The sequence below is a fragment of the Actinosynnema pretiosum genome, assembly GCF_024171695.1.
In the GTDB taxonomy this organism is placed as follows: domain Bacteria; phylum Actinomycetota; class Actinomycetes; order Mycobacteriales; family Pseudonocardiaceae; genus Actinosynnema; species Actinosynnema pretiosum.
This window is the reverse complement of record NZ_JAMTCF010000004.1, coordinates 115,929-138,855: the sequence shown is the minus strand read 5'-3', so window position 1 is coordinate 138,855 and position 22,927 is coordinate 115,929. Positions and strand designations below refer to the sequence as shown.

Below are 22,927 nucleotides of genomic sequence, written 5' to 3'. Positions count from 1 at the left end.
GAGTCAGGTTACCGACTTGCCCTGTGTGACCTTGGTCAGCCGGGCGCGGAACCTGCGGCCGAGGAGCAGGACGGGGAACGCCGCCGCGAGGCCGACACCGGCCGGGATGCCGCTCTGCCAGGCGGGCGCGCCGATCGCCTGCGCCTGCGGGTTGTGGTCGCCGATGCCCTGCCAGCGCGAGGGGGGCAGCACGATGACGCGGGCCTTGCCGATGACCTCGGACTCGGGGACCGCGCCGTTGACGCCGCCGCCGCCCTGCTTGCGGGAGTCGGTGGAGTTGGTGCGGTTGTCGCCCATCACCCAGAGGCTGCCCTCGGGCACGGTGACCGGCGCGAACGGCTCGTGGTCCTCGGGCGAGGTGCCGGGCTGCCAGTAGATGTACGGCTCGTCCAGCGGCTTGCCGTCCACGAGGAGGCGGTGCTGGTCGTCGCAGCACTCGACGGTCTGGCCGCCGGTGGCGATGACGCGCTTGACGAAGTCGCGCTCGTCGGGCGGCGCGAGGCCGATCAGGGAGGCGACCGACTGGAGGCTGCTCACGACGGGGTTGTCGGAGCGGCTGGAGGAGAAGTCGTTCTGGCCCCACGACTGGGGGCCTCGGAAGACGACGACCTCGCCGGGCTCGATGTCGCTGAACTTGTAGGTCAGCTTGTCCACGAGCACGCGGTCGTTCTGGCAGCCGGTGCACCCGTGCAGGGTCTGCTCCATCGACTGCGAGGGGATGACGTACACCCGCGCGAGGAAGGTCTGGATCAGGACGGTGAGCACCAGCGCGGTGCCCGCCAGGATCAGCAGCTCGCGCCAGAGCGGCTGCTTCTTCTTCTCCTCGGCTCCGCCACCGTCCGTGACCGGGTCCTGTTCGGACCCGGTCACGGGGGGACGGTCCTGGTCACCTTCGCCCGATGAGGGCCGCACGGCGTCTGTCACACGGTGAGACATTACCCACCGTGCGTGAGCACCGCGTCAGGAGGCTGGAAAGGCCTCAGGCGACCGGCTTGGCGTCGCGCTTCTCCTTGATCTTGGCGGCCTTGCCGCGCAGGTCGCGGAGGTAGTAGAGCTTCGCGCGACGCACGGCGCCGCGGGTGGCGACCTCGATCTCCGAGATGTTCGGGGAGTGCACCGGGAAGGTGCGCTCGACGCCGACACCGAAGGAGACCTTGCGGACGGTGAAGGTCTCGCGCACGCCACCGCCGTGGCGGCGGATGACGACGCCCTGGAACACCTGGACCCGCTCGCGGGAGCCCTCGATGACGCGGACGTGGACCTTCAGCGTGTCGCCCGGCCGGAAGCTCGGGATGTCGGAGCGCAGCGACTGGGCGTCAAGAGCGTCCAGGGTGTTCATCGGTGGTCCGTCCTCGTCCTCACGTGTGGTGCAGTAACTCCCCCGGTTCGCGTCCCAAGTGCAGAGGTTTCACACGCGCGGGGGCGGGCTTGCGGCGCACGCCGAATGAGATGATCCGGGTGCAGCAACCTGTCCAGTGTGCCAGACGCGGCGCGGCAGGGTGAAATCGACCCTACCGGGAGCCGTCCAGGAACGCCCGATCGTGCTTGTCGAGCGCGCCGTCGGGCAGGGCTTCGAGCAGGTCGGGACGCCGGTCGCGGGTGCGCTGGAGCGCCTGGTCCCTGCGCCAGCGGTCGATGGCCCGGTGATTTCCCGAGCGCAGCACGTCCGGCACCGCCAGGTCGCGCCACACCTCGGGCCGGGTGTAGCTGGGGCCCTCCAGCAGGCCGTCCGAGAACGAGTCCTGCTGCGCGGAGAGCGCGTTGCCGAGCACGCCGGGCAGCAGCCGCACGACGGCCTCCACCACGACGAGCACGGCGACCTCGCCGCCGACGAGCACGTAGTCGCCGATGGACACCTCGTCCACCCGCATCCGGCGCGAGGCGTCGTCCACCACGCGCTGGTCGATGCCCTCGTAGCGACCGCAGGCGAACACCAGGCGGGGCTCGGCGGCCAGCTCGTGCGCGAGCTCCTGGGTGAAGGGCCTGCCCGCCGGGGTGGGCACGACCAGGCGCGGCGGCTGCTCGCCCGCGCAGACCTCGTCCAGCGCGTCGCCCCAGACCTGGGGCTTCATGACCATGCCGGGGCCGCCGCCGTACGGGCTGTCGTCCACGGCCTTGTGCACGTCGTGCGTCCAGTTCCGCAGGTCGTGGACGCCGACGCTGATCAGACCCCTGTCGATCGCCTTGCCCAGGAGGGCCTGGCGCAGCGGGTCGAGGTACTCGGGGAAGATCGTGACGACGTCAATCCGCATCGAGCAGGCCCTCTGGCGGGTCGACGACGACGCGGCCACCGGCCACGTCCACGGTGGGCACGATCTGCTTCACGAACGGCACCAGCGCCTCGGAGCCGTCCTCGCGGACGAGGACGAGCAGCTCACCGCCGGGGCCGTGCACGATCTCCTTGACGGTCCCGATCCGGGTCCCGTCCGCCAGCTCGGCCGCGAGGCCCTCCAGCTGGTGGTCGTAGAACTCGTCCGGGTCGTCGGTGGGGGGCAGGGCGTCCGTGCTGCCCAGCAGCAGGGTGCCCCGCAGGAGTTCCGCGACGTCCCTCGTGAGGACTTCCTCGAACCGCACCAGCAGCCGCCCGGAGTGGTACCGGGCGGCTGCGACGGTGAGGTCGCGGGACGTGCCGTCGCGCAGCTTCGCGGCCAGGACGGTGCCCAGTGCGAAGCGCGCTTCCGGCGAGTCGGTGCGCACGTCCACGGCGAGCTCGCCGCGGATGCCGTGCGCCTTGGCCACGCGGCCGACGACGACGTCCATGCTCGTCTAGCGGTCGGTGTCGACCACGTCGACGCGCACGCCACGACCGCCGATGCCCGCCATCACGGTCCGCAGCGCGGTCGCGGTGCGGCCGGAGCGGCCGATCACCTTGCCGAGGTCGTCCGGGTGGACGTGCACCTCGAGCGTGCGACCCCGCCGGGTCGTGACCAGGTTCACCCGGACCTCGTCCGGGTGGTCGACGATGCCCCGAACGAGGTGTTCGAGGGCGTCAGCCAACAAGCTCACGCCTCGTCCTTGGCGGGAGCCTCGGCGGCCTCGGCGTCAGCCTTCTTGGCGGCCTTCTTCTTCGGCGTGGTGGCCTCGGTCGTCGGCTCGGAGCCGGCGGCGGCCAGCGCGGCGGCGAACAGGTCCGCCTTGCTGGTCTTGGGCTCCTTGACCTTCAGCGTGCCCTCGGCGCCCGGCAGGCCCTTGAACTTCTGCCAGTCGCCGGTGATCTCCAGCAGGCGCTGGACGGACTCGGTCGGCTGCGCGCCGACGCCCAGCCAGTACTGCGCCCGCTCGGTGTTGATCTCGATGAACGAGGGCTCGTCCTTCGGGTGGTACTTGCCGATGGTCTCGATGGCCTTGCCGTTGCGGCGGGTGCGCGCGTCGGCGACGATCACGCGGTAGTACGGCTGGCGGATCTTGCCAAGGCGCTGCAACTTGATCTTGACGGCCACGGGTTCCGGTGCTCCTCGGGTTCTCTCGTGCATGTGCGGGCGTCCTCCGCCCGAGTGGGGCACGGGCCGGAAGAACCCAAACTGTCTGGGCGCGCCACGGCACGGTGAGAGGGACCGGCCTCGGCGAACAGCCTTCAATTCTGCCAGACCCCGCTAGCGGGGGACGAATCGACCCGGTTCCACACCCGCTCGGGTGAGCGCGGACCGCACCGCGCGGGCGTGCTCGACGGCCCCCGGCGTGTCCCCGTGCAGGCACAACGAGTCCACCTCGGCGGCCAGGACGGTCCCGTCGACGGCCACGATCTCGCCCGCCGTGGCCAGTCTCACGGCCCGTTCCACGACCGCGTCCGTGCCGGTCAGGAGGGCGTCCGGCCGCGAGCGCGGGACCAGCGTCCCCTCCGGGGTGTACCCCCGGTCGGCGAACGCCTCGCGCACCGGCCGCAGCCCGGCCGCCTCGGCGTGGTGCAGCAGCCGGGAGCCGGGCAGGCCGAGCACGGGCAGGTCGCCGAACGCCCGGACGCCCGCCACCACGGCCTGGGCCTGGGCGTCGTGGTGGACCGTGGCGTTGTAGAGCGCGCCGTGCGGCTTGACGTAGACCACGTCCGTGCCCGCCGCCCGAGCGCACGCCTGGAGCGCCCCGATCTGGTAGAGCACGCCGTCGGCCAGCTCGACCGGGTCGACGTCGATGAACCGCCGCCCGAAGCCCGCGAGGTCCCGGTAGGACACCTGGGCGCCCACCGCCACCCCGCGCTCGGCGGCCAGCTCGCACGCCCTGCGCATGATCGTCGGGTCGCCCGCGTGGAAGCCGCAGGCGACGTTCGCGCTGGTCACGACGTCGAGCAGGGCCTCGTCGTCGCCGAGCCTCCAGATGCCGAAGCCCTCGCCGAGGTCGCTGTTCAGGTCGAGGCTCACGCGGGCATCACCCCCAGTGCGATCAGCAGCATGGTCAGTCCGGGCAAGAAGTTGTTGACCACGTGCGCCACCACGCTGGCGGTGAGCCTGCGGGTGATCAGCCGCGCGATGCCGATGGGCAGCGAGATGACGATCAGCAGCACGGTGCGGATCGGTTCGAGGTGGCTCGCGGCGAAGATCGCGGTGCTGAGCGTGAACGCCGCCCAGCGGCTCCAGCCCTGCCGCTCGATCGCGCCCCACAGCAGGCCCCGGTAGATCAGCTCCTCGCAGACCGGGCCGATGAAGCACACGTAGCAGAACATGGCGATCGCGGCGGACAGCGGCAGCGCCGCGCCGTCGACCAGCTCGCCGATGGCCGAGGTGGCGTTCTGGTCGCCGACCAGGCGGGACCAGGTGAGCGCGGCCACGTAGGTCAGCACCAGGCCGAGCAGGCCGAGCTTGAAGCCGACCTTCACGTCCGCCCAGTTCCACTCCAGCCGCAGGTCGACGAACGGGCCGTTGCCGCGCAGCTTGGTGATCAGCACGGCGGTGGCGGCGGCGAGCAGGGTCGGCGTCATCGCCCCCACGAGGACGAAGGTGACGGGGTCCACCCCGAACTCCCGGCCCGCGGCGGTGATGAACACCGCGCTGAGCACGAAGACCGCTTGCACGACGAGGAACGCGCCGAAGCCCCAGCGCTGTCCGGTCGGCGCGGGTTCCGGGGCGAACCCCACGGCCCGGACGCTCGCGATGAGACCTGTCGGCCGCTCATCCGGTGGTGGGTTCACAGGCAATCACCCTAGTCACGACGTGCTCGCGCGCCTCGGGCGCGCGGGGCGCTGGTTGGTGGCGGTGACCGGTCGGGCGGCGGTGACCGGCGGTCGGGCGGGCTCGCGCGCGCCGGGCGTCCCCGCTCGGGGCGGGTGCGGTGGTGGGGCGCGGGCGGGCCGGGCGTCGAGGGGCGCTCCCCGGTCGCGCGGCGGTCCGGGACGCGGGCCGGGGTTCACCGGACCGGGTGGTCCGCCCGGCTGAACCGCCCGCTGCGGCCCTCGTGGGGGTGGGGGCGGGTGCTCGGGCGGGGAGGCGCGGTGCGCGGGGCTGCGGCGCGACGGGACCGGTCCGCTGGGCGCCGGGGTCCCGGCTCGGCTCGGTGCGCACACCCCCGGGTACCCCCGGTCGGGTCGTGGACACCACTCGCGCGATCGGGCTCGGAGGCGGACCGGCGGGGCGCGGGCACGGCGAGCAGGCCGCCTGGCCGGTCCCGCAGGCCGGGAAGCCCCCGTTCGACGCCTCGGCGCTCGGGTCCCGCACCCGTCCGAACGTACCGGCGGCGACACCGCCCTGACCCGACCGGACAGGTCAAGATCACCCTGACGGCCGCAGCGCGCGGGGGCGCAAGGCGCACTAGTGCGGAGGGGACCGGGTTCCGAGGGGTCAGGCGCGGATGTGCGCGCGCAGCGGGTGCGAGGACCGCGCGCCCATCCGCAGCAGGCGCGCCACGGCCCCGGCGTCGGGCGGGACGCGGGTGAACAGGTCCTGGCCGACCACGGTGGACTCCCACACCTCGGCGGTGGTGGTCTCGCTGGTGAGCAGCCAGCTCGCGGTGATCCGCTCGGGGTCGGGCCCGGCCTCGAAGTGCTGGCCGCTCCAGGTGGTCACGGAGTGCGCGTCCACGACGTCGTTCACCCAGGACACGGTCCAGCCGATCGCCGCGCCGTGCACCGCGTCGACGGGGTTGTTGCAGCGGCCGAGCAGCGGGTAGCTGCCCGCCGCCTCCCCCACCGCCGAGGTGTACTCGCCGGTGACGTTCCCGTCCTCGTCGACGGCGATGACGAGCGTGGAGCCGAGCTCGTTGTGCCAGGTTCCGCCGATGCCCATGCCTACCCCCTGCGGTGCGCGCTTGGAACGGTTGCGCGGCACGGTATTCGCGGGGCGTGGCGGGGTTTAAGCCCCCGTCACCCGGTGGACGGGTGACGGGGCGGCGGGTTTCACCACTTCGTGAGACCGGGGTCGGTTCGCGCGACCCCGGTCGGTCAGAGCACGCGCCCCCGGAGCATGACCATGCTCGGGCGCCGCAGGACGGAGAGGTCCTGCCTGGGGTCGGTCGGGTAGACGACGACGTCGGCCGCCGCGCCCTCCACGAGGGACGGGAAGCCCAGCCACTCGCGGGCGGCCCAGGAGGCGGACCCGATGGCCTGCTCGGCGGTCATGCCCGCGTCGCGCAGCGCGGCGATCTCGTCGGCGATGCGGCCGTGCGCGATGCCTCCGCCCGCGTCGGTCCCGGCGTACACCGGGACGCCCGCGTCGATCGCCTTGCCGACGGTGTCGCGGTTGCGGGCGTGCAGGTCGAGCATGTGCCGCTGGTACGCCGGGTACCGGTCCGCGCCCGCCGCGATCGACGGGAACGTCTCGATGTTGATCAGCGTGGGCACCAGCGCCGTGCCGCGCTCGGCCATCAGCGCGATGGTCTCGTCGGTCAGGCCGGTGCCGTGCTCGACGCAGTCGATCCCCGCCGCGAGCAGTCCGGGCAGGGCGTCCTCGCCGAACACGTGGGCGGTGACGCGCGCCTTGGCCGCGTGGGCGACGGCGATCGCCTCGGCGAGCACCTCGTCCGGCCACAGCGGGGCGAGGTCGCCGGTCTCCCGGTCGATCCAGTCGCCGACGAGCTTGACCCAGCCGTCGCCGTCCGCCGCCTGCTCGGCGACGATCGCGGGCAGCTCGGCCGGGTCCTGGACCTCGACGCCGATGTGCCGCAGGTACCGCTTGGGGCGGGCGACGTGCCTGCCCGCGCGGATGATCCTGGGCAGGTCGAGCCGCTCCTGCAGCGGCCGGGTGTCCACCGGGGAGCCCGCGTCGCGCAGCAGCAGCGCGCCCGAGGCGCGGTCGGCCACGGCCTGCTCGACCGCCTCGTCCAGCTCGACGGCGCCCTTCGGGCCGAGGCCGACGTGGCAGTGCGCGTCGACCAGGCCCGGCACGAGGTAGCCGCCGTCCACGACGGTCCGCGCGCCGGGCACCGGCTTGGTCCGCACGCGCCCGTTGACCACCCAGAGGTCGCGCGGCTCGTCGTCCGGGAGGACGACGCCGCGCAGGTGCAGACCGCTCACTTGCCGAACTTCAGCTTGGTCGGGTCGACGCCGGGGGGCAGCTCGTTCATGCCGCCGCCGAGGCCGGGCGGGAGCTGACCGGGGGGCATCCCCGGCATTCCCGGCATCCCACCGGGGAACATGCCCGGCATGCCGGGGAAGCCGCCGCGCATCTTCGGCGGCGTCGGGCCGCGCCCGCCCTTGCCCTTCTTGCCCTTCTTGCCCTTGGCGTTCTTGCGGTTGTTCTTGCCGCCCGCGCCGGGCAGGCCGAAGCGGCCCGCCATCTGCGACATCATCTTGCGGGCGTCGAAGAAGCGGGTCACGAGGTCGTTGACGTCGCTGACCTTCACGCCGGAGCCGTTGGCGATGCGCAGGCGGCGCGAGGCGTTGATGATCTTCGGGTCGTCCCGCTCGGCGGGGGTCATGCCCCGGATGATCGCCTGCACGCGGTCGAGGTGCTTCTCGTCCAGCATCGCGAGCTGGTCCTTCATCTGACCCGCGCCGGGCAGCATGCCCAGCAGGTTCGCGATGGGGCCCATCTTGCGGATCGCGAGCATCTGCTCCAGGAAGTCCTCCAGCGTGAGCTGGCCGGACCCCATCTTGACGGCGGCGGCCTCGGCGCGCTCGGCGTCGAATGCCTGCTCGGCCTGCTCGATGAGGGTCAGCACGTCGCCCATGCCGAGGATGCGGCTGGCCATCCGGTCGGGGTGGAAGACGTCGAAGTCCTCCAGCTTCTCCCCGTTGGAGGCGAACAGGATCGGCTGGCCGGTGACCTCGCGGACGCTCAGCGCCGCGCCGCCTCGGGCGTCGCCGTCGAGCTTGGTGAGCACGACGCCGGTGAAGCCGACGCCCTCGCTGAAGGCGGTCGCGGTGTTGACCGCGTCCTGGCCGATCATGGCGTCGACGACGAACAGGACCTCGTCGGGGTTCACGGCGGCGCGGATGTCCGCGGCCTGCCGCATCATCTCCTCGTCGACGCCGAGGCGACCGGCGGTGTCGACGACGACGACGTCGTGCTGCGCCCGCTTGGCCTCGGCGATGCCGCGCTGGGCGACGTCGACCGGGTTGCCGACGCCGTTGCCGGGCTCGGGGGCGAACACCGGGACGCCCGCGCGCTCGCCGACGACCTGGAGCTGGGTGACGGCGTTGGGGCGCTGGAGGTCGCAGGCGACCAGCAGCGGGGTGTGGCCCTGGTTGCGCAGCCACCTGGCGAGCTTGCCCGCCAGGGTGGTCTTGCCCGCGCCCTGGAGGCCGGCGAGCATGATCACCGAGGGCGGGTTCTTCGCCAGGTTGATCCGGCGGGTCTCGCCGCCGAGGATCGCGACGAGCTCCTCGTTGACGATCTTGATGACCTGCTGGGCCGGGTTCAGCGCCTGGGAGACCTCCGCGCCCTTGGCGCGCTCCTTCACCTTGGCGATGAAGGCGCGCACGACGGGCAGCGCGACGTCGGCCTCCAGCAGCGCCACCCGGATCTCCCGCGCGGTGGCGTCGATGTCGGCGTCGGAGAGCCGCCCCTTGCCCCGCAGGTTCTGCAGGACCGAGGTGAGCCGGTCGGAAAGGGTGTTGAACACGGTGCCGCCAGACCTCGCACGTCGTCGGATGATCACGGGCCGCGTCGACCCCCGTCGGGCGCGGGACCGGGCGGCGATTGCCTGCACGCCAGAGTAGCCGCACTGGGGCGGGGGCATGTCACGGACGGTTGTGGGGTGGGGGTGACGGGGAGGGGGAAAGCGGTGGTCGGGCGGGTGGGGGGGTGGAGGGGGTGACCGGTGGGTGGCAACTGGCGGGCGCTTCGGCGGAGTTCGGTGGCCGTGTGAACGGACCACTCGCCCATAGGTTGAACGGACCGTTCAACCGGACCACGAGCAACCCTCGAAGGACCCGCGCACTACGGCGGCGGGGCAAAGCAGGCGGCAGACCACGGCGGGCGGCGAGGGCTTTAGCCAGCTGGGTGACCGAGCGAACGGACCACTCGCCCACAGGTTGAACGGACCGTTCAACCGGACCACGAGCAAGCCTCGAAGAACGCACACCACAACTGCGGACCGCAGCAGGTGGCAGGACATAGTGGCAGGCCACAATGGTGGCCCACAGCGGCGGGACACAGCGGTCGGCTCCAGCGGATGGTGGGCGCTTTGGCCGAGTTGGGCAGCCGGGCGAACGGACCACTCACCCATAGGTTGAACGGACCGTTCAACCGGACCGCGAGCAAGGCTCGGAGGACCTGCGCGCTACGGCGGCTGGGCGCGGTAGGCGGAACGGCCTCATACGGGCGGATGGGTGAATCGGCCGGTCAGCACAGTGGCGGGTGAGTCGGGTTCGTGCGGTCCGGTGATCGGCCCCCGTGACCGGTCCCGTGGGCAGGGCAGTAGCGGGCAGGGCAGTAGCGCGGTCCGGCCTCGTCGGGCGGATCGGTGGCAGGGGAACAGCGGCAGTGGGCGGGGCACCAGGTCGGGGCCTGGGGTGGTCGGCTCAGCAGCCGCCCGCTCAGTGGCGACCACACTCCGGCAGCCGCCAGCGCGACCGCGACCTGCGCTCAGCCCGTCACCGTCAACCGCAACCGGTCCGCCCTGGTCAGTCTGGTGAGCGCGCGCCAGCCCCTCGGGGGGTGGTCCTCGGTGAAGCGGGCGCGGAAGGTCTCCGCCCTACGGACGTGCTTCGCGAACGAGTGGTGTCTGATCACCCGGCCGCGCCTGACCTGGCCGCTGAACGCCTCGTCCGGGCTCGCGTCCAGCCACAGGAAGTGCCTCGGCCGCCCCGACAGCACGCCCACCACCACCAGCGCGGCCCGCGTGGTGGCCCTGGTCGCGGGCTCGTGGACCAGGAGCAGGCCCGGTGAGGTGAGCGCGTGCCAGAGCACCCTGGTCCGGTGCGCCAGGTGGACCAGCGGTCGGTACCAGCGGTACGGCAGGCCGGTCGGGAGGGCGGCCCGCAGCGCCGCGCGGACCTGGTCCGAGTCGAGCACCGCGGTGGGCTCGCCGCCCGTGTCGACGGTGGTCAGGAGGGTCGTCTTGCCCGCGCCCGGCAGTCCGGCCAGCACGATGAGCGAGCGCGGCGCCACGGCGACGGTGGTCATCGTTTCCATGCTAAACAGACGTTTCGGACACCGGATAGTTCCCCCGTCGAATGGTGGTGCTACCCACAGTGCACGGCAGGCAACCCTGGGCGATCTTGTCGCCCGGTCCGGTGAACCCGAGCAGAGCGGGGCCGACCTGGGCGTGACCGCGTGCAGCCGCAGGCCGCGACCGGCGTGGTTCACCCACCCCCCTGGTGGCAGAACTACGCACTCCGATCGCAGCCGCGCAGCGTTCCCGCCCGCGCACGGGGTAACCCGTCCGAGCGATGGGTCACCCTCCGTGCGGAGACCTCCGGGCGGTCGGTCCGGGAGTGCCAACCGCGCCGGAGGTCTGGCGGCCCGAGCCGGCCCAACCCCTCGGTAGACCGAACCGGGCCCCCGGTTCGCGGCGCCCGGTGTCCCCCCTGGCGCCACACCGCAGAGCCTGCCGTTCGGCGGACCCGAGGGGCAGCGTGACCTCCCCCGATCGGGTGTACGTAGTGCTACGCAGTCACCCTGAGGAAGCGAGCACAGCGCGCTCCACCGCGACCCGGTCGACCGCCCCGGACGCGGACGTGATCGCGAACGAGTCCACGACCGTCCCGCCCAGCGTCGCCACCCGCGCCCACCGCACGTCCAACCCGCACCGCTCCAGCGCGTCCGCGACCCGGTGCAGCAACCCGATCCGGTCGGCCGCCCGCAGCTCCAGCACCACCGACCCGGTCGACTCGTCGTCGAACCACAGCACCCGCGCGGGCGGCGGGTCCAGCGGCGGGCCGCCGTAGTCCCGCTCCTTCGCGGCCAGCTTCTCCGCCAGCGGCAACGACCCGTCCACCGCCCGCGCGAACTGCTCGCGCAGCAGCGCCACGTCCGGCAGCGACCCGAACCTCGGCGACACGGTGAACACCTGCACCCCGGCGCCCTCGTGCGCGGCCACCACGGCCGCGTGCACCTCCAGCGAGTTGAGCGCCAGCACGCCCGCCGCCCTGGACAGCAGCCCCGGCCGGTCCGGCGCGGCCACCGACACCGTCGCGACCTGCCCGGACGCCTCCAGCAGCACGTCCGGCCTCCCCGACGCGGTCACCGAGGCGGCCAGCTCGCGCTGCCGCTCGTCCAGCGGCTCCGGCGCGGGCAGCGGGTCGCCCGCCATGGCCGCGCGGCAGCGCGCCACCAGGTCCCGCACCAGCGACGCCTTCCAGTCCGACCACACGCCGGGCCCGGTCGCCACCGAGTCGCACTCGGCGAGCGCGTGCAGCAGCTCCAGCAGCACCGGGTCGCCGCCGAGCGTGTCGACGACGCGCCGCACGGTCGCCTCGTCCTCCACGTTCCGCCTGGTCGCGGTGTGCGGCAGCAGCAGGTGGTGCCGCACCATCGCGGTCAGCAGCTCCACGTCGTTCGGCCACAGCCCCAGCCGCTCGCCGATCTGGGTGGCGAGCGCCGCGCCGACCTCGGAGTGGTCGGCCTGCCTGCCCTTGCCGATGTCGTGCACCAGCGTCCCGAGCAGCAGCAGGTCCGGCCGGGACACCCTGGTCACGAGCTTGGCCGCGTGCGCGGTGGCCTGCACGAGGTGCCGGTCGACGGTCCAGGTGTGCGCGGCGTCGCGGGGCGGCAGGTCGCGGACCGCGCCCCACTCCGGGAACAGCCTGCCCCACAGCCCGGTGCGGTCCAGCGCCTCCACCACGTCGACCAGGCCGGGACCGGTGCCGAGCAGCGCGAGCAGCTCGTCGCGGGCCTCGCGCGGCCACGGCTGGCGCAGCTCCGGCGCGGAGTCTGCGAGCCGGGTCAGCGTGCCCGCGGCGATGGGGTGCTTGGAGCGCGCGGCGGCGGTGGCCACGCGCAGCAGCAGCGCCGGGTCCCTGGTCGGCGAGGCGTCGCGGGCCAGCGCGACCTCGGCTCCGTGCAGCACGACGCCCTCGTCCAGCGGCTTGCGGACCGGCGCGCGGCGTAGCGGCGAGCGGGCGAACACGCCGAGCCCCCGGCGGGGGACGGCGGCGCGGGCGGCGCGCGTGGCGACGTCGACCGCGTAGACGATGGTGCGCGCGGCCGAGGACAGGGCGCGGGCCAGCGCGAACCGGTCCAGCAGGCCGAGCGCGGCGGCGACCTCGTCGCCGTCCTGGGCGCGCAGCACGTCGCGCGGTCGCCCGGCGACGCGGCGCAGCTCGGTGCGCACGTCCAGCAGGAGCCTGCGGGCCTCGGCGACCTCGACGCCCGGCCGGTCGACCAGCTGGGCGGCGGCCAGCGCGTCCAGCACGGTCAGGTCGCGCAGCCCGCCGCGCCCGTGCTTGAGGTCGGGTTCGACGCGGTGCGCGATGTCGCCGCTGCGGGCCCAGCGGCGCTGCGCCGACTCGGCGATCTCGTCCAGCCTGCCGCGCACGCCCGCGCGCCACGCCTGCCGCGCGCCCTCGGCGAGCCTGCCGCTGACCTCCGCGTCACCGGCGAGGTGCCGCGCGTCCAGCAGGCCCATGGCGGTGCGCAGGTCCGTCGACGCCACCCGCAGCGCCTCGCCGACCGTGCGGACCGAGTGGTCGAGCCCGATGCCCGAGTTCCACAGCGGGTACCAGAGCTTCTCGGCGATCTCCTCGACGGTGTCCTGCCCCTTGGCGTTCTGCCCGTTGTGGACGAGCAGCAGGTCGAGGTCTGAGTAGGGGACCAGCTCGCGGCGGCCGAGACCGCCGACGGCGACCAGCGCCAGCCCGCTGCCCGCCCCGCCGACGCCCGCCGACGAGGCGTGCGCGGTGAGCCAGAACTCGTGCAGGTCGACCAGCGCCTCGCGCACGGCCTCGCCCGTCAGACGGCGACGACCCGGTGCGAGCAGGCGATCGCGCGCCCGCACCAGGTCGTCAGCCGTGACGACGGCCGTCTCGGTGTGCTCCATCCGGCCGTCTCCAGTCATCGCTACAGGGCGTCCGTGCCGCGCTCCCCGGTCCGGACCCGGATCACGGTGTCGACCGGGGTGACCCAGACCTTCCCGTCGCCGATCTTGCCGGTGCGGGCGGCCTCGACGACGGCGTCCAGGACCTTGTCCACGGCCGCGTCGTCCACCAGCACCTCGATCCGCAGCTTCGGCACGAAGTCCACGGCGTACTCGGCGCCCCGGTAGACCTCGGTGTGGCCCTTCTGCCTGCCGTAGCCCTGGACCTCGCTGACGGTCATGCCCAGGACGCCCAGCTGCTCCAGTGACGTCTTGACGTCGTCGAGCGTGAACGGCTTGACGATCGCGGTGATCAGCTTCACGACTTGTTGCTCCCCTCAAGGACCGCGGACGCGCCCGCGGCGACGCTGGGCTTGGCGGAGCCGCGCGAGCCGGACAGGCCGCCGAGGTCGTAGGCGGTCTCGGCGTGCTCGGCCTCGTCGATGCCGCCGACCTCGTCGTCCTGCTCGGCGCGGAAGCCGACGGTCAGCTTGACCAGGTAACCGAGGGCGAGGCTGAGGACGAAGGAGTAGGCGAAGACCGCGATCGCGCCGACGGCCTGCCGCCAGAGCTGGTCGACGCCGCCGCCGTAGAACAGGCCGTTGACGCCCGCCGGGGCGGCGTCGCTGGCGAAGAAGCCGACGAGGATCGTGCCGGAGAGGCCGCCGACCAGGTGCACGCCGACCACGTCGAGCGAGTCGTCGATGCCGAGGCGGTACTTGAGGCTGACCGCCAGCGCGCACAGGGCGCCGGTGATGGCGCCGACCGCGATCGCGCCGAGCGGGGTGACCGACGAGCAGGCCGGGGTGATGGCGACCAGACCGGCGACCACGCCGGACGCGGCGCCCAGGGTGGTGGCGTGGCCGTCGCGGATGCGCTCCACCAGCAGCCAGGCGAGCATCGCGGCGGCGGTGGCGACGGTGGTGTTGATGAAGGTGACGCCCGCGGTGGCGTTGGCGCCGAGCGCGGAGCCCGCGTTGAAGCCGTACCAGCCGAACCAGAGCAGACCGGCGCCGAGCACGACCAGGGGCAGGCTGTGCGGCTTCATGCGGTCCTTGGGCCAGCCGACGCGCTTGCCGAGGACGATCGCCAGCGCCAGCGCCGCGGCGCCCGCGTTGATGTGGACGGCGGTGCCGCCCGCGAAGTCGATGGCGGCGAGCTTGTTCGCGATCCAGCCGCCGGGGTCGACGACGTTGCCGTCGGCGTCCTTGCCGTCGAAGTCGAACACCCAGTGCGCGACCGGGAAGTAGACGACCAGGGCCCACAGGCCCGCGAACAGCAGCCACGGGCCGAAGCGGGCGCGGTCGGCGATCGCGCCGGAGATCAGGGCCACGGTGATGATCGCGAACATCGCCTGGAAGGAGACGAAGACCGTGGTCGGGATCGTGCCGAACAGCGAGTCCGGGGTGAGCAGCCCGTTCAGGCCGAAGAACTCGAACGGCTTGCCCAGCAGGCCACCGCCGAGGTCGGCGCCGAACGCGGTCGAGTAGCCGACCAGCACCCAGAGCACACCGACCACGCCCATGGCGCCCAGGCTCATCATCATCATGTTGAGCACGCTCTTCGAGCGGACCATGCCCCCGTAGAAGAAGGCAAGTCCGGGGGTCATCAGCAGCACCAGTGCGGCACTGGCGAGCACCCAGGCGGTGTCCCCTGTATCCACGTCGACCTCCACAGCAACAGCACGTCGGTTGCAGGGGAGCATCGACAGCGGCTGTTTCGCCCGCCGACGCGGAACGTTTCACCCCGGTGAACTGTCGGATCCGGCTTGTTACGGACGGGTTTCGCGGGTTTGAAGGCAGGAATTCTTCACCCGGCGGTACCGGAATCGGGCCGTTCTTCCGGTGACGGACGGTGCCGGGGGTCACCCCGTCCGGACGGCGCGGTGGCGCGGTCGTGGGACGGAGCGACGGTCGGTCACCGGGTGGTGATCAGGGTCCGGTCGGGGTGACGGCGGGGCAGGTCACGGGCTTGGCGGGCGCGGTCAGGCGCAGGAGGTAGGCGTCGGTGGCAGACCTGGTGCACGCGCTGCGGTCGTAGACGCCGTGGCCCCAGCCCTCGTAGGTGAGCAGGGCGGTGGAGGCGCGGTTGCGGCGGTGGACGCCTGCGGCCCAGGCGTGCGCGGTGGCCGGGTCGTGGCGGGCGTTGAGCAGCAGGAGCTTCGGGGAGTCCGACAGGTCGAGGTCGCGCTGGGGGACGACGACGTCGTCGGCCCGGCCGACGCAGGAGGCCAGGACCTGGGTGTTCAGCGGGGAGCCGCCCATGTTCGGGGCCGCGCGGGCGGCTCGGGCGGTGAGGGCGGCGAACGCGCGGTGGTCGCGGATCGGGACGCTCCAGTCCAGGCAGAACACGGCGGGGAACGGGTGCGGGACGACCTCGGCGGGGGTGGTGGGGCGGTCCGGGCCGGGTGCGGGCGGCACGAGCGCGGGCGGCGCGGTCGTGAACGCGGGCGCTGGTGCTGGTGCTGGTGCTGGTGCTGGTGCTGGCGCTGGCGTCGGCGCGGTCGGCGGTCCGGTGGGCGCGGGTGCGGCGTCCAGCGCGGCCAGGCGGGTGGCCAGGCCCGACCAGTCCGGCAGGTAGAAGCCGTCGACGAACGCGGACTCGCGGACGGCGTCGGCGGTCAGCGCCGCGCCCGGCCGGTCCGGGTCGGGCAGCTCGCCGCGCTCGGCCCGCGCCAGCAGGCCGTGCCACAGGGCGACCACGTCGCGGCCGTGCAGCGCGCACTCGGGCGCCCGCCCGCACCAGGCGACGAACTCGGTGAACGAGTCCTCGGCGGCGGCGGCCTCGGTCTCCACGAAGCGGCCGATGTCCAGGCTGTGGTCCATGACGCTGTCCAGGACCACCGCGCGCACCCGGTCGCCGTGCGCCTCGGCGTGCAGCTGGCCGTACAGGGTGCTGTAGGACAGGGCGAAGTGGCTGATCCTGCGCTCCCCCAACGACCTGCGCAGCGCGTCCAGGTCGGCGACCACGCTGAGCGCGTCGACGTGGTCGTGCAGCGGGCCGGTGCGGGCGCGGCAGTCGGCGGCCAGCTCGCGGTTGTGGCGGGCGAGGGCGGTGAACTCGGCCTGGTTCGCGGGCTTGGGCGAGGGCGCCTGGGCGAGCTTGGCCGCCGAGCAGACCACGGGGTGGCTGCGGGCGACGCCGCGCGGGTCCACCCCGACGACGTCGAAGCGGCGCAGCACCTCGGGGCTGAAGTAGCGGTGGGCGGCGAGCGCGAAGTCCACACCGGACCCGCCGGGACCGCCCAGCGTGACCAGCAGGACGCCCTCGCGCGCGGCCGGGTCCGTCGCGGCGCGGCGGGCGATCGCGAGGTCGAACCGGGCGCCGCCGGGGCGCTTCCAGTCCACGGGCATCGGGGTGGTCCCGCACTCGGCGGTGGCGTCCTCCGGGCACGGGAACCAGGTGATCGGGGCGCGGTAGCCGGGGTCGGGGTCGGCGGCGGAGGTCTCGGTGGTCTCGGTGGTCGAAGCGGGGGTCGGGGTGGCGCCCTGGTTCACGGCGGCGGGGGTCACGGCGGCGGGTTCAGCGGCGGCGGGGGTCACGGCGGCGGGGGTCACGGCGGCGGGGGTCACGGCGGCGGGTTCAGCGGCGGCGGGTTCAGCGGCGGCGGGTTCAGCGGCGGCGGGGGCGGCCAGCGCGGCGACGAGCGCGGTGGCCACGACGGGCGCCCACGGGGTTCTTCGCACGGTTCCTCCTGGTCGAAGGCTTGATCAACGCCAGAAGGGTGCCGCGCGGGCGTTCCCGGTCGCATCCGCCGCAAGTCGCCGCCCGCCCCCGAGATCCGGCGGGGTTCGCCCTGAGCCCGAACGGCGGGGGCGCGCCGCGATCAGCCCACCAGCGGCAGCGCGCCTCAACCACCGCGCGCGCCCGGCAGCCGCGGCTTGCCCCAGCACCGAGCCGCGTGTGTTCGAGGACAGCGCCAGGCTGCGCTCGGTGATCTCCTGGAACTCCGCGTGGTCCCGCACCGGCAGCGCCCAGTCCTGGCAGAACACCGAGCCCATCGCGGTGAGGCCCAGCTCCGGCTCCGCCACGCCGAAGAGGGCCGGCCCGGCGAGTCAAGCCGGGTCAGGGTGGTCGCCGGCCGCGCCCAGCCTGGGCCGTAGAACGCGCTCAGCGCCATGCCGCGCGGGTCCACGCCGACGACGTCGAAGCTCGCCAAGTCCTCCGGGCTGAAGCAGTTCTCGGCCACGAGCGCGAAGTCCACGTCCGAACCGCCGGGACCGCCGGGGTTGATGAGCAGCACGCCCTCGCGCTCGGCCGGGTCGTCGGCGGCGCGGCGCGCCAGGGCGAGGTCCGCCCGGTAGCCCGGATCTCCTCCCGGTTGGGCTTCCGCGATGCCGGTGGCGGTTCCACCGCCCCGTCACCCCACAGGACTACGGGAGATCCACAAAATGGGGGTTCAGCTCGACAGGTCCTGGAAACGCCGTGCGAGCGCGGTCAGCCCGGCGTCGGTGAGCGCCCCGACGAGCCGCAGCCGGGCCATGCCGCCGTCCGGGAAGATGTCGAGCCGCGCGCGCGTCACCGCTTCGGGGACCCGGACGCGGAACCGGTGGCGGGTGTCGGGTTGCAGGCGGGTCCGGGGCAGCAGGTCGAACCAGTCGCCGTCGCCGTCCCGACCGCGCACCGACGCCCAACCGGGCGCGTTCCCCTTGAAGTGGCTGGTGTCCAGCTCGGCGAGCGCCACCACGCCCTGCCCGGCCAGCTCCACCTCGACCCAGTCGTTGCCGTCGTCGCGGCGGCGCGCGGTCTCCCAGCCCTCCCCCATCACGGCGGCCTGGCCGGGTGCGATGAGGTTGGTGGGCGAGCCGTAGAACATGTTGCTGCACCCGACGACGCGGGCGCCGTTCTCCAGCGCGGCCAGGTCGACCGCGCCGGGGACCAGCAGGTCCGGGTCCGGCACCGGCTCGCCGTGCACGCGCAGCCGGGCGATGCCGCCGTCCGGGTGGGCGGTGAGGCGCACGTGCGTGAAGCGGTGTTCGGCGGTGACGTCGAAGTGGTGCTTGCGGTCGCCGCCGAGCGGGGCGCGCGGGACCAGCACCTGCCAGCCGTCCAGTTCGGACGGATCGGGGTGGCCGGGCGCGGAGGTGGCCTCGACGGTCGCGGCGACCGGGTGGTTGCCGGTGAAGAACGCGGTGTCCACGACCACGCCCCGCACCACGCCGGGCAGGCCGAGGCGCACGACCGCCGCGTCGTCGCCGGGCTCGCGGCGGCGGCGGGTCTCCCAGCCGTCGTACACCTGGCCCTTGTTGCCGAACGTCTGCGGGCGGAAGACCGGTTCGGCGCGGGCGACCAGGTTCTCCCGCTCGGCGAAGAACTCGTCGTTCGCCCACACCACGCCGCCGCCGACGCCGCGCGACGCCAGGTCCGGCAGCCTGGTCCACTCCGGTGCGCTCATGCCGCTCCTCCGCCTCGGGTCAGGAACCGCCCGGACGGCGCGTCCCCGGTGATCGGCCGCCCGCGCAGCCAGGTCCGCCGCACCACGCCCGCCAGCGGCAGGCCGTGGTAGGCGGTGACCGGGTTGCGGTGGCGCAGCTCGGCGCGGTCCACGACGAAGGCGGCGTCGGGGGCGAACGCGCACAGGTCGGCGTCCGCGCCGGGCGCGATGCGGCCCTTCTGCGGCAGGCCGACGAAGTCGGCGGGGGCCGTGGACGTCCAGCGGACCACGTCGGTGAGCGCGAACCCCCGGCGGCGGGCCTGCGTCCACACCGCCGGGAGGCCCAGCTGGAGGCTCGCCACGCCGCCCCAGGCGGTGGCGAAGTCGCCGCGCTTGAGGTCGGGCGTGCACGGCGAGTGGTCGCTGACGACGAGGTCGAGCGCGCCGTCGCGCAGGGCGGCCCAGAGCAGCTCGCGGTTGGCGGCCTCGCGGATCGGGGGGCAGCACTTGAACGCGGTGGCGCCCTCGGGGATCTCCTCGGCGGTGAAGCTGAGGTAGTGCGGGCAGGTCTCGGCGGTGACGGGGACGCCGTCGCGCTTGGCCCGAGCGATGTCGGCCGCCGCGCGGGCGCTGGAGACGTGCAGGACGTGCAGGCGGTGGCCGGTGTCGCGGGCGGCGGCGATGACGTCGGCGACGGCGCGCTGCTCGGCGGCGTGCGGGCGGGAGGCGAGGAAGCCGGGGTAGTCGCCGTCGACCGGTTCGGCGAGGTGGCCGGGGTCCTCGGCGTGGACGACGACCGGCAGGTCGCGCGGCAGGAAGGCCAGGGCGGCGCGGAGCTGGGGGACGTCGACGTGCGGGAACTCGTCCACACCGGAGTGCGCGAGGAAGCACTTGAACCCGAAGACGCCCCGCGCGGCGAGCGCGGCGAGCTGGTCGCCGTTGCCGGGGACGAGCCCGCCCCAGAAGCCGACGTCGACGTGCACCCGCCCGCGCGCGGCGTCGAGCTTGACGTCGAGGGCGGCGGGGGTGGTGGTCGGGGGGAGGCTGTTGAGGGGCATGTCGACGATCGTGGTGACCCCACCGGCGGCGGCGGCGAGCGTGGCGGTGGGGAAGCCCTCCCAGTCGGCGCGACCGGGGTCGTTGACGTGCACGTGGGTGTCGACGAGGCCGGGGATGAGGACCTCGTCGTCGGGGAGCTCGATGAGCTGGGCGCCTGCGCGGAGGGCTTCGCGGATGAGGGTGGCGGGGGTGACGGGGGTGGGGGTTGGGGCTGCGGGGGCTGGCTCTGTGGAGGTCGGGGTGGCGGTGGAGGTCGGGGTGGCGGGGTGGGGGGTGGTCTGGTTCGGGTGGGGGGCGACGGCGGTGATGCGGCCGTCCGCCACGCCGACGTCGGCGCTGATCTCGCCGTCCGGCGTGATCACGCGCTTCGCGCGGAAGACCAGGTCCATGCGGGTCAGGGTGCCGGCCACCGGGTGTGCGGGCGAGGGCTGCGGGGCGGTGGTCTCCCGGTTGGCGGCAGGTGGGGTTCGGTGTTCCGGAATGGCGCGGGGTGGAGGGGGCGGTGCGGCCTTCCGGGGGTGTCAGTCGGGGCGGGGGTGTGGTTCGCGCGCGGGGACGGTGCTGGTGAGAGCGCTCCCACCGGCATCGGGCTCGGCTGGTGGCCCCGAACGTGGAGGGGTGCGCAGGCAAAAAGCGGCGGGCAGCGGAGGCAGGCAGAAACGAGGACGCAGGGCGGCAACAAGGCGGCGGGGCGGGGAGGGCATCCGGGGGACGGGTTACTGCTGGCCTATGACGTTAGCGAGCAGCCTATGGCGGACGGCAGATGGCGAGCGACCTATGGCAGCGGCGGGTGGCGGCGACCTATGACAACAGCGAGCGACCTATGACGGTGGCAAGTGGCTTATGGCGGCGGTAGGCGGTCTATGACGACAGCGGGCGGCCTATGGCGGGTGGCGGTCAGCAGGTGGCAACGGCGGGGCGTGGGCAGCAGTAGGTGGTGGTGATGGGCTTGGTGGGGTGGCGGGCAGAGGGGTGGCGGCTTGCCATTTTGGTGGCAAGTTGTGGCAAGTTTGGCGGCTTGTGGCATGAGAGCGCTCTCATGGCCTCCCCGGCACCGGAACCCGCGCCCCTCCCCCGTCCGAAGGGCCTGCCCGTCTCCGGTTGACAGGGCTTCCGAGCCGCTCCTACCGTCGCCCTGGGTCGGGCCCGCGCAGTCGTCCCCGGAGGGTGAGTGCCCATGACCGGTGCGGACAGCGGGATCGGGTGGTTCGACTCGGCGGACGTCGACGTGCTGCGGCCCCTGGTGCTCGACTGCCTCGCGGTTCCCCGGTGGGGTGATGGGGTGCTCGCCGCTCGGCCGTTCGGCGAGGTCGACGCCCTTGTCGCCGCCGCCGACGTCGTGCTGTCCGACGACGAGGTCCTCGCCGCCATCGCGCACCACCCCCGCATCGGCGAGCGCGGGCGCGGGTCCTCCGCCGCCTGGTCGGACGGGGAGCAGTCCGGGGTGGACGGCTCGGCGTCCGGACTGCTGGTCGACGCCAACGCTCGTTACGAGGCCCGGTTCGGGCACGTCTTCCTCATCTGCGCCACCGGGTTGAGCGGGGCGGACGTGCTCGCGTCGCTGGCCGCGCGGATGGGGAACGAACCGGCCTTCGAGCTGCGGGTCGTCAACCGGGAGCTCTGCCGGATCGCCGCGATCCGGCTGCGGAAGCTGGTCGACCGCGAGAGGCAACCACCGCACCGACGTTGAGGAGTCACCCGATGGGGATCGTCCTGGGGCCCAACCAGTACGGCAAGGCCGAGGTTCGGCTCGTGTCCGTCACTCGTGACGGTGACACTCATTCGATAAAAGACCTCACCGTCAGCACCTCGCTGCGCGGCGACCTCGCCGACACCCACCTGACCGGCGACAACGCCAAGGTGCTCGCCACCGACACACAGAAGAACACCGCCTACGCCTTCGCCAAGCTCTACGGCGTCCACCAGGTCGAGGACTTCGCCCTCCGCCTCGCGCGGCACTTCGTGGCGGGACAGGCGGCGATCACCGGGGCTCGCGTGCTCGTCGACGAGCACCTCTGGCAGCGCATCGAGACCAACGGTCACTCGTTCACCCGGTCGGGCGGCGAGATCAGGACCACCGCCGTGACCGTCGACCACGACCGGGCCTGGGTGGTGTCCGGGCTCAAGGACCTCGTGGTGCTCAAGACCACCGGCTCGGAGTTCCACGGGTTCCCGCGCGACGAGTTCACCACCCTCGCCGAGACCGACGACCGCGTGCTCGCCACCTCGGTCACCGCGCGCTGGCGCTACTCCTCGGACGAGGTCGTCGACTGGGCGACCAGCTACGCGGAGATCCGCCGGGTGCTGCTGTCCACGTTCGCCGACAAGCACAGCCTCTCGCTCCAGCAGACCCTCTACGCCATGGCGGAGGCCGTGCTGCTGGCCCGCCCCGAGGTCGCCGAGGTGCGGCTGTCCATGCCCAACAAGCACCACGTCCCGGTGGACCTGTCCCCGTTCGGCCTGGAGAACCGCAACGAGGTGTTCCACGCGCCCGAGAGCCCCTACGGGCTCATCGAGGGCTCGGCGCTGCGCGAGGAGGCCGAGGACGCCGGGCTGGCCTGGTACTCGATCGGGGAGTTCTGACCCGAACGAGTGATCCCGAACCGGTGGACCCGGCCGAGCGATCCCGAACGGGCTAGTCCGGGATCGCGGACCGCTTGATCCGCCACGACGGGAACAGGTCGGCCTCGGTGTACCACCGCACCGCGTCCGGCCTGCGCGCCGTGGCCAGGAACTCCAGCACCAGCGACCGCAGCACGTCCAGCGGCACGCCGACGCCCGGCGGGAAGTCCGTGTACGCCTCGTTGACGTGCGGCGCCCGCTCGTCCCCGACCGGCCACCCGGAGAAGTCCGGGTCGACGTAGTGCAGGTACCCCCACGCCCCGCGCACGGCGAGCACGACGCTGTGGTCGCACTCCCCCTCGTCGTCGGTGTCGCGGCCGAAGTGCTCCAGGGTCGCGTCGTTGCACCCCGGAGCCCCCAGCGCCTCGATCAGCACGTCGACGTCCGCGGGGCACCCCACCACCTGGTAGCGGTGCTCGGCGCTGTCGAAGTCCGGCAACCCGCTCCACAGCCCGGCTCGTACGCTCATGCGCCCCACACTGTCCCGTCGGC

23 protein-coding genes are annotated in these 22,927 nt (G+C 73.5%); 4 read left to right on the top strand and 19 right to left on the bottom strand.

What is annotated here, in order from left to right; genetic code table 11:
• Positions 1–3 precede the first annotated feature (3 nt).
• The 8 genes from lepB to LV78_RS09735 all read right to left on the bottom strand — a co-directional run bounded on the left by lepB (position 4) and on the right by LV78_RS09735 (position 5,065).
• Positions 4–924 (bottom strand): signal peptidase I, encoded by a 921-nt coding sequence (gene lepB / locus LV78_RS09770; RefSeq protein WP_372494835.1) that lies wholly within the window; start codon positions 922–924, stop codon positions 4–6.
• 55 nt (positions 925–979) lie between these two features.
• The gene (rplS, locus tag LV78_RS09765) at positions 980–1,339 is read right to left on the bottom strand and encodes a 50S ribosomal protein L19 (RefSeq protein WP_253844536.1); all 360 of its coding nucleotides are present in this window, start codon (positions 1,337–1,339) and stop codon (positions 980–982) included.
• A gap of 172 nt (positions 1,340–1,511) precedes the next feature.
• On the bottom strand, positions 1,512–2,252 hold the full coding sequence (gene trmD, locus LV78_RS09760; RefSeq protein ID WP_253844535.1) for a tRNA (guanosine(37)-N1)-methyltransferase TrmD: 741 nt from the start codon (positions 2,250–2,252) through the stop codon (positions 1,512–1,514).
• Positions 2,242–2,760 carry a ribosome maturation factor RimM gene (rimM, locus tag LV78_RS09755; RefSeq protein WP_253844534.1) on the bottom strand — a complete coding sequence of 173 codons (519 nt, stop codon included), beginning with the start codon at positions 2,758–2,760 and terminating at the stop codon, positions 2,242–2,244. The genes trmD and rimM overlap by 11 nt, the downstream gene beginning before the upstream one ends.
• A 6-nt stretch (positions 2,761–2,766) precedes the next feature.
• Positions 2,767–3,006, bottom strand: coding sequence for an RNA-binding protein (locus tag LV78_RS09750; protein ID WP_015804618.1), 240 nt, complete (start codon positions 3,004–3,006; stop codon positions 2,767–2,769).
• A complete protein-coding gene (rpsP, locus tag LV78_RS09745; protein ID WP_253844533.1) occupies positions 3,003–3,440 on the bottom strand; it encodes a 30S ribosomal protein S16 in 438 nt (145 codons plus the stop codon). The genes LV78_RS09750 and rpsP overlap by 4 nt, the downstream gene beginning before the upstream one ends.
• A 153-nt stretch (positions 3,441–3,593) precedes the next feature.
• On the bottom strand, positions 3,594–4,352 hold the full coding sequence (locus LV78_RS09740; protein ID WP_253844532.1) for a LamB/YcsF family protein: 759 nt from the start codon (positions 4,350–4,352) through the stop codon (positions 3,594–3,596).
• Positions 4,349–5,065 carry a CPBP family intramembrane glutamic endopeptidase gene (locus tag LV78_RS09735; RefSeq protein WP_015804621.1) on the bottom strand — a complete coding sequence of 239 codons (717 nt, stop codon included), beginning with the start codon at positions 5,063–5,065 and terminating at the stop codon, positions 4,349–4,351. Before LV78_RS09735 ends, LV78_RS09740 begins: the two co-directional genes overlap by 4 nt.
• Positions 5,066–5,514: 449 nt before the next feature.
• On the opposite strand from LV78_RS09735, the gene LV78_RS09730 reads away from it, so the two are divergent.
• A complete protein-coding gene (locus LV78_RS09730) occupies positions 5,515–5,676 on the top strand; it encodes a hypothetical protein (protein WP_253844531.1) in 162 nt (53 codons plus the stop codon).
• 89 nt (positions 5,677–5,765) lie between these two features.
• Here the strand turns inward: LV78_RS09730 and LV78_RS09725 are convergent, their stop codons facing one another.
• The 8 genes from LV78_RS09725 to LV78_RS09690 all read right to left on the bottom strand — a co-directional run bounded on the left by LV78_RS09725 (position 5,766) and on the right by LV78_RS09690 (position 17,066).
• Positions 5,766–6,209, bottom strand: a complete 444-nt coding sequence (locus LV78_RS09725; RefSeq protein ID WP_253844530.1) for an avidin/streptavidin family protein — start codon at positions 6,207–6,209, stop codon at positions 5,766–5,768.
• Positions 6,210–6,364: 155 nt separating this feature from the next.
• Entirely contained in the window at positions 6,365–7,435 is a 1,071-nt protein-coding gene (locus LV78_RS09720; RefSeq protein ID WP_253844529.1) for an amidohydrolase family protein, read from the bottom strand.
• A complete protein-coding gene (gene ffh, locus LV78_RS09715; RefSeq protein ID WP_253844528.1) occupies positions 7,432–8,985 on the bottom strand; it encodes a signal recognition particle protein in 1,554 nt (517 codons plus the stop codon). Before ffh ends, LV78_RS09720 begins: the two co-directional genes overlap by 4 nt.
• A gap of 965 nt (positions 8,986–9,950) precedes the next feature.
• Positions 9,951–10,490: an AAA family ATPase gene (locus LV78_RS09710; RefSeq protein WP_308208692.1), complete on the bottom strand. Its 540-nt coding sequence runs from the start codon at positions 10,488–10,490 to the stop codon at positions 9,951–9,953.
• 490 nt (positions 10,491–10,980) lie between these two features.
• The gene (locus LV78_RS09705) at positions 10,981–13,344 is read right to left on the bottom strand and encodes a [protein-PII] uridylyltransferase (protein ID WP_253844526.1); all 2,364 of its coding nucleotides are present in this window, start codon (positions 13,342–13,344) and stop codon (positions 10,981–10,983) included.
• Between the two features lie 20 nt (positions 13,345–13,364).
• Complete coding sequence (locus tag LV78_RS09700; RefSeq protein WP_015804626.1) at positions 13,365–13,703, bottom strand: P-II family nitrogen regulator; 339 nt, start codon at positions 13,701–13,703, stop codon at positions 13,365–13,367.
• The gene (locus tag LV78_RS09695) at positions 13,700–15,043 is read right to left on the bottom strand and encodes an ammonium transporter (protein WP_253844525.1); all 1,344 of its coding nucleotides are present in this window, start codon (positions 15,041–15,043) and stop codon (positions 13,700–13,702) included. Before LV78_RS09695 ends, LV78_RS09700 begins: the two co-directional genes overlap by 4 nt.
• Before the next feature lie 268 nt (positions 15,044–15,311).
• Complete coding sequence (locus LV78_RS09690) at positions 15,312–17,066, bottom strand: alpha/beta fold hydrolase (protein WP_308208691.1); 1,755 nt, start codon at positions 17,064–17,066, stop codon at positions 15,312–15,314.
• 432 nt (positions 17,067–17,498) lie between these two features.
• Between LV78_RS09690 and LV78_RS09685 the strand changes: the two genes are divergently transcribed.
• Entirely contained in the window at positions 17,499–17,684 is a 186-nt protein-coding gene (locus LV78_RS09685) for a hypothetical protein (protein ID WP_253844524.1), read from the top strand.
• 95 nt (positions 17,685–17,779) lie between these two features.
• On the opposite strand, the gene alc is transcribed toward LV78_RS09685, so the two are convergent.
• Positions 17,780–18,775 (bottom strand): allantoicase, encoded by a 996-nt coding sequence (gene alc, locus LV78_RS09680; RefSeq protein WP_253844523.1) that lies wholly within the window; start codon positions 18,773–18,775, stop codon positions 17,780–17,782.
• Complete coding sequence (gene allB, locus LV78_RS09675) at positions 18,772–20,202, bottom strand: allantoinase AllB (RefSeq protein ID WP_253844522.1); 1,431 nt, start codon at positions 20,200–20,202, stop codon at positions 18,772–18,774. The genes alc and allB overlap by 4 nt, the downstream gene beginning before the upstream one ends.
• Positions 20,203–20,990: 788 nt before the next feature.
• Here allB and LV78_RS09670 point away from each other — a divergent pair.
• Complete coding sequence (locus LV78_RS09670; RefSeq protein WP_253844521.1) at positions 20,991–21,503, top strand: 2-oxo-4-hydroxy-4-carboxy-5-ureidoimidazoline decarboxylase; 513 nt, start codon at positions 20,991–20,993, stop codon at positions 21,501–21,503.
• A gap of 11 nt (positions 21,504–21,514) precedes the next feature.
• Entirely contained in the window at positions 21,515–22,396 is an 882-nt protein-coding gene (pucL, locus tag LV78_RS09665) for a factor-independent urate hydroxylase (protein ID WP_253844520.1), read from the top strand.
• Between the two features lie 52 nt (positions 22,397–22,448).
• Here the strand turns inward: pucL and LV78_RS09660 are convergent, their stop codons facing one another.
• On the bottom strand, positions 22,449–22,904 hold the full coding sequence (locus LV78_RS09660) for an Imm1 family immunity protein (RefSeq protein WP_253844519.1): 456 nt from the start codon (positions 22,902–22,904) through the stop codon (positions 22,449–22,451).
• Positions 22,905–22,927: the final 23 nt, after the last annotated feature.

Bases quoted from the DNA above. Each gene is read 5' to 3' on its own strand.
- rplS (WP_253844536.1), bottom strand. From the start codon at position 1,339: ATGAACACCCTGGACGCTCTTGACGCCCAGTCGCTGCGCTCCGACATC.
- trmD (WP_253844535.1), bottom strand. From the start codon at position 2,252: ATGCGGATTGACGTCGTCACGATCTTCCCCGAGTACCTCGACCCGCTG.
- rimM (WP_253844534.1), bottom strand. From the start codon at position 2,760: ATGGACGTCGTCGTCGGCCGCGTGGCCAAGGCGCACGGCATCCGCGGC.
- LV78_RS09725 (WP_253844530.1), bottom strand. From the start codon at position 6,209: ATGGGCATCGGCGGAACCTGGCACAACGAGCTCGGCTCCACGCTCGTC.
- LV78_RS09710 (WP_308208692.1), bottom strand. From the start codon at position 10,490: ATGACCACCGTCGCCGTGGCGCCGCGCTCGCTCATCGTGCTGGCCGGA.
- LV78_RS09705 (WP_253844526.1), bottom strand. From the start codon at position 13,344: ATGGAGCACACCGAGACGGCCGTCGTCACGGCTGACGACCTGGTGCGG.
- LV78_RS09685 (WP_253844524.1), top strand. From the start codon at position 17,499: ATGCCGCGCGGGTCCACGCCGACGACGTCGAAGCTCGCCAAGTCCTCC.
- alc (WP_253844523.1), bottom strand. From the start codon at position 18,775: ATGAGCGCACCGGAGTGGACCAGGCTGCCGGACCTGGCGTCGCGCGGC.
- allB (WP_253844522.1), bottom strand. From the start codon at position 20,202: ATGGACCTGGTCTTCCGCGCGAAGCGCGTGATCACGCCGGACGGCGAG.
- LV78_RS09670 (WP_253844521.1), top strand. From the start codon at position 20,991: ATGACCGGTGCGGACAGCGGGATCGGGTGGTTCGACTCGGCGGACGTC.
- pucL (WP_253844520.1), top strand. From the start codon at position 21,515: ATGGGGATCGTCCTGGGGCCCAACCAGTACGGCAAGGCCGAGGTTCGG.
- LV78_RS09660 (WP_253844519.1), bottom strand. From the start codon at position 22,904: ATGAGCGTACGAGCCGGGCTGTGGAGCGGGTTGCCGGACTTCGACAGC.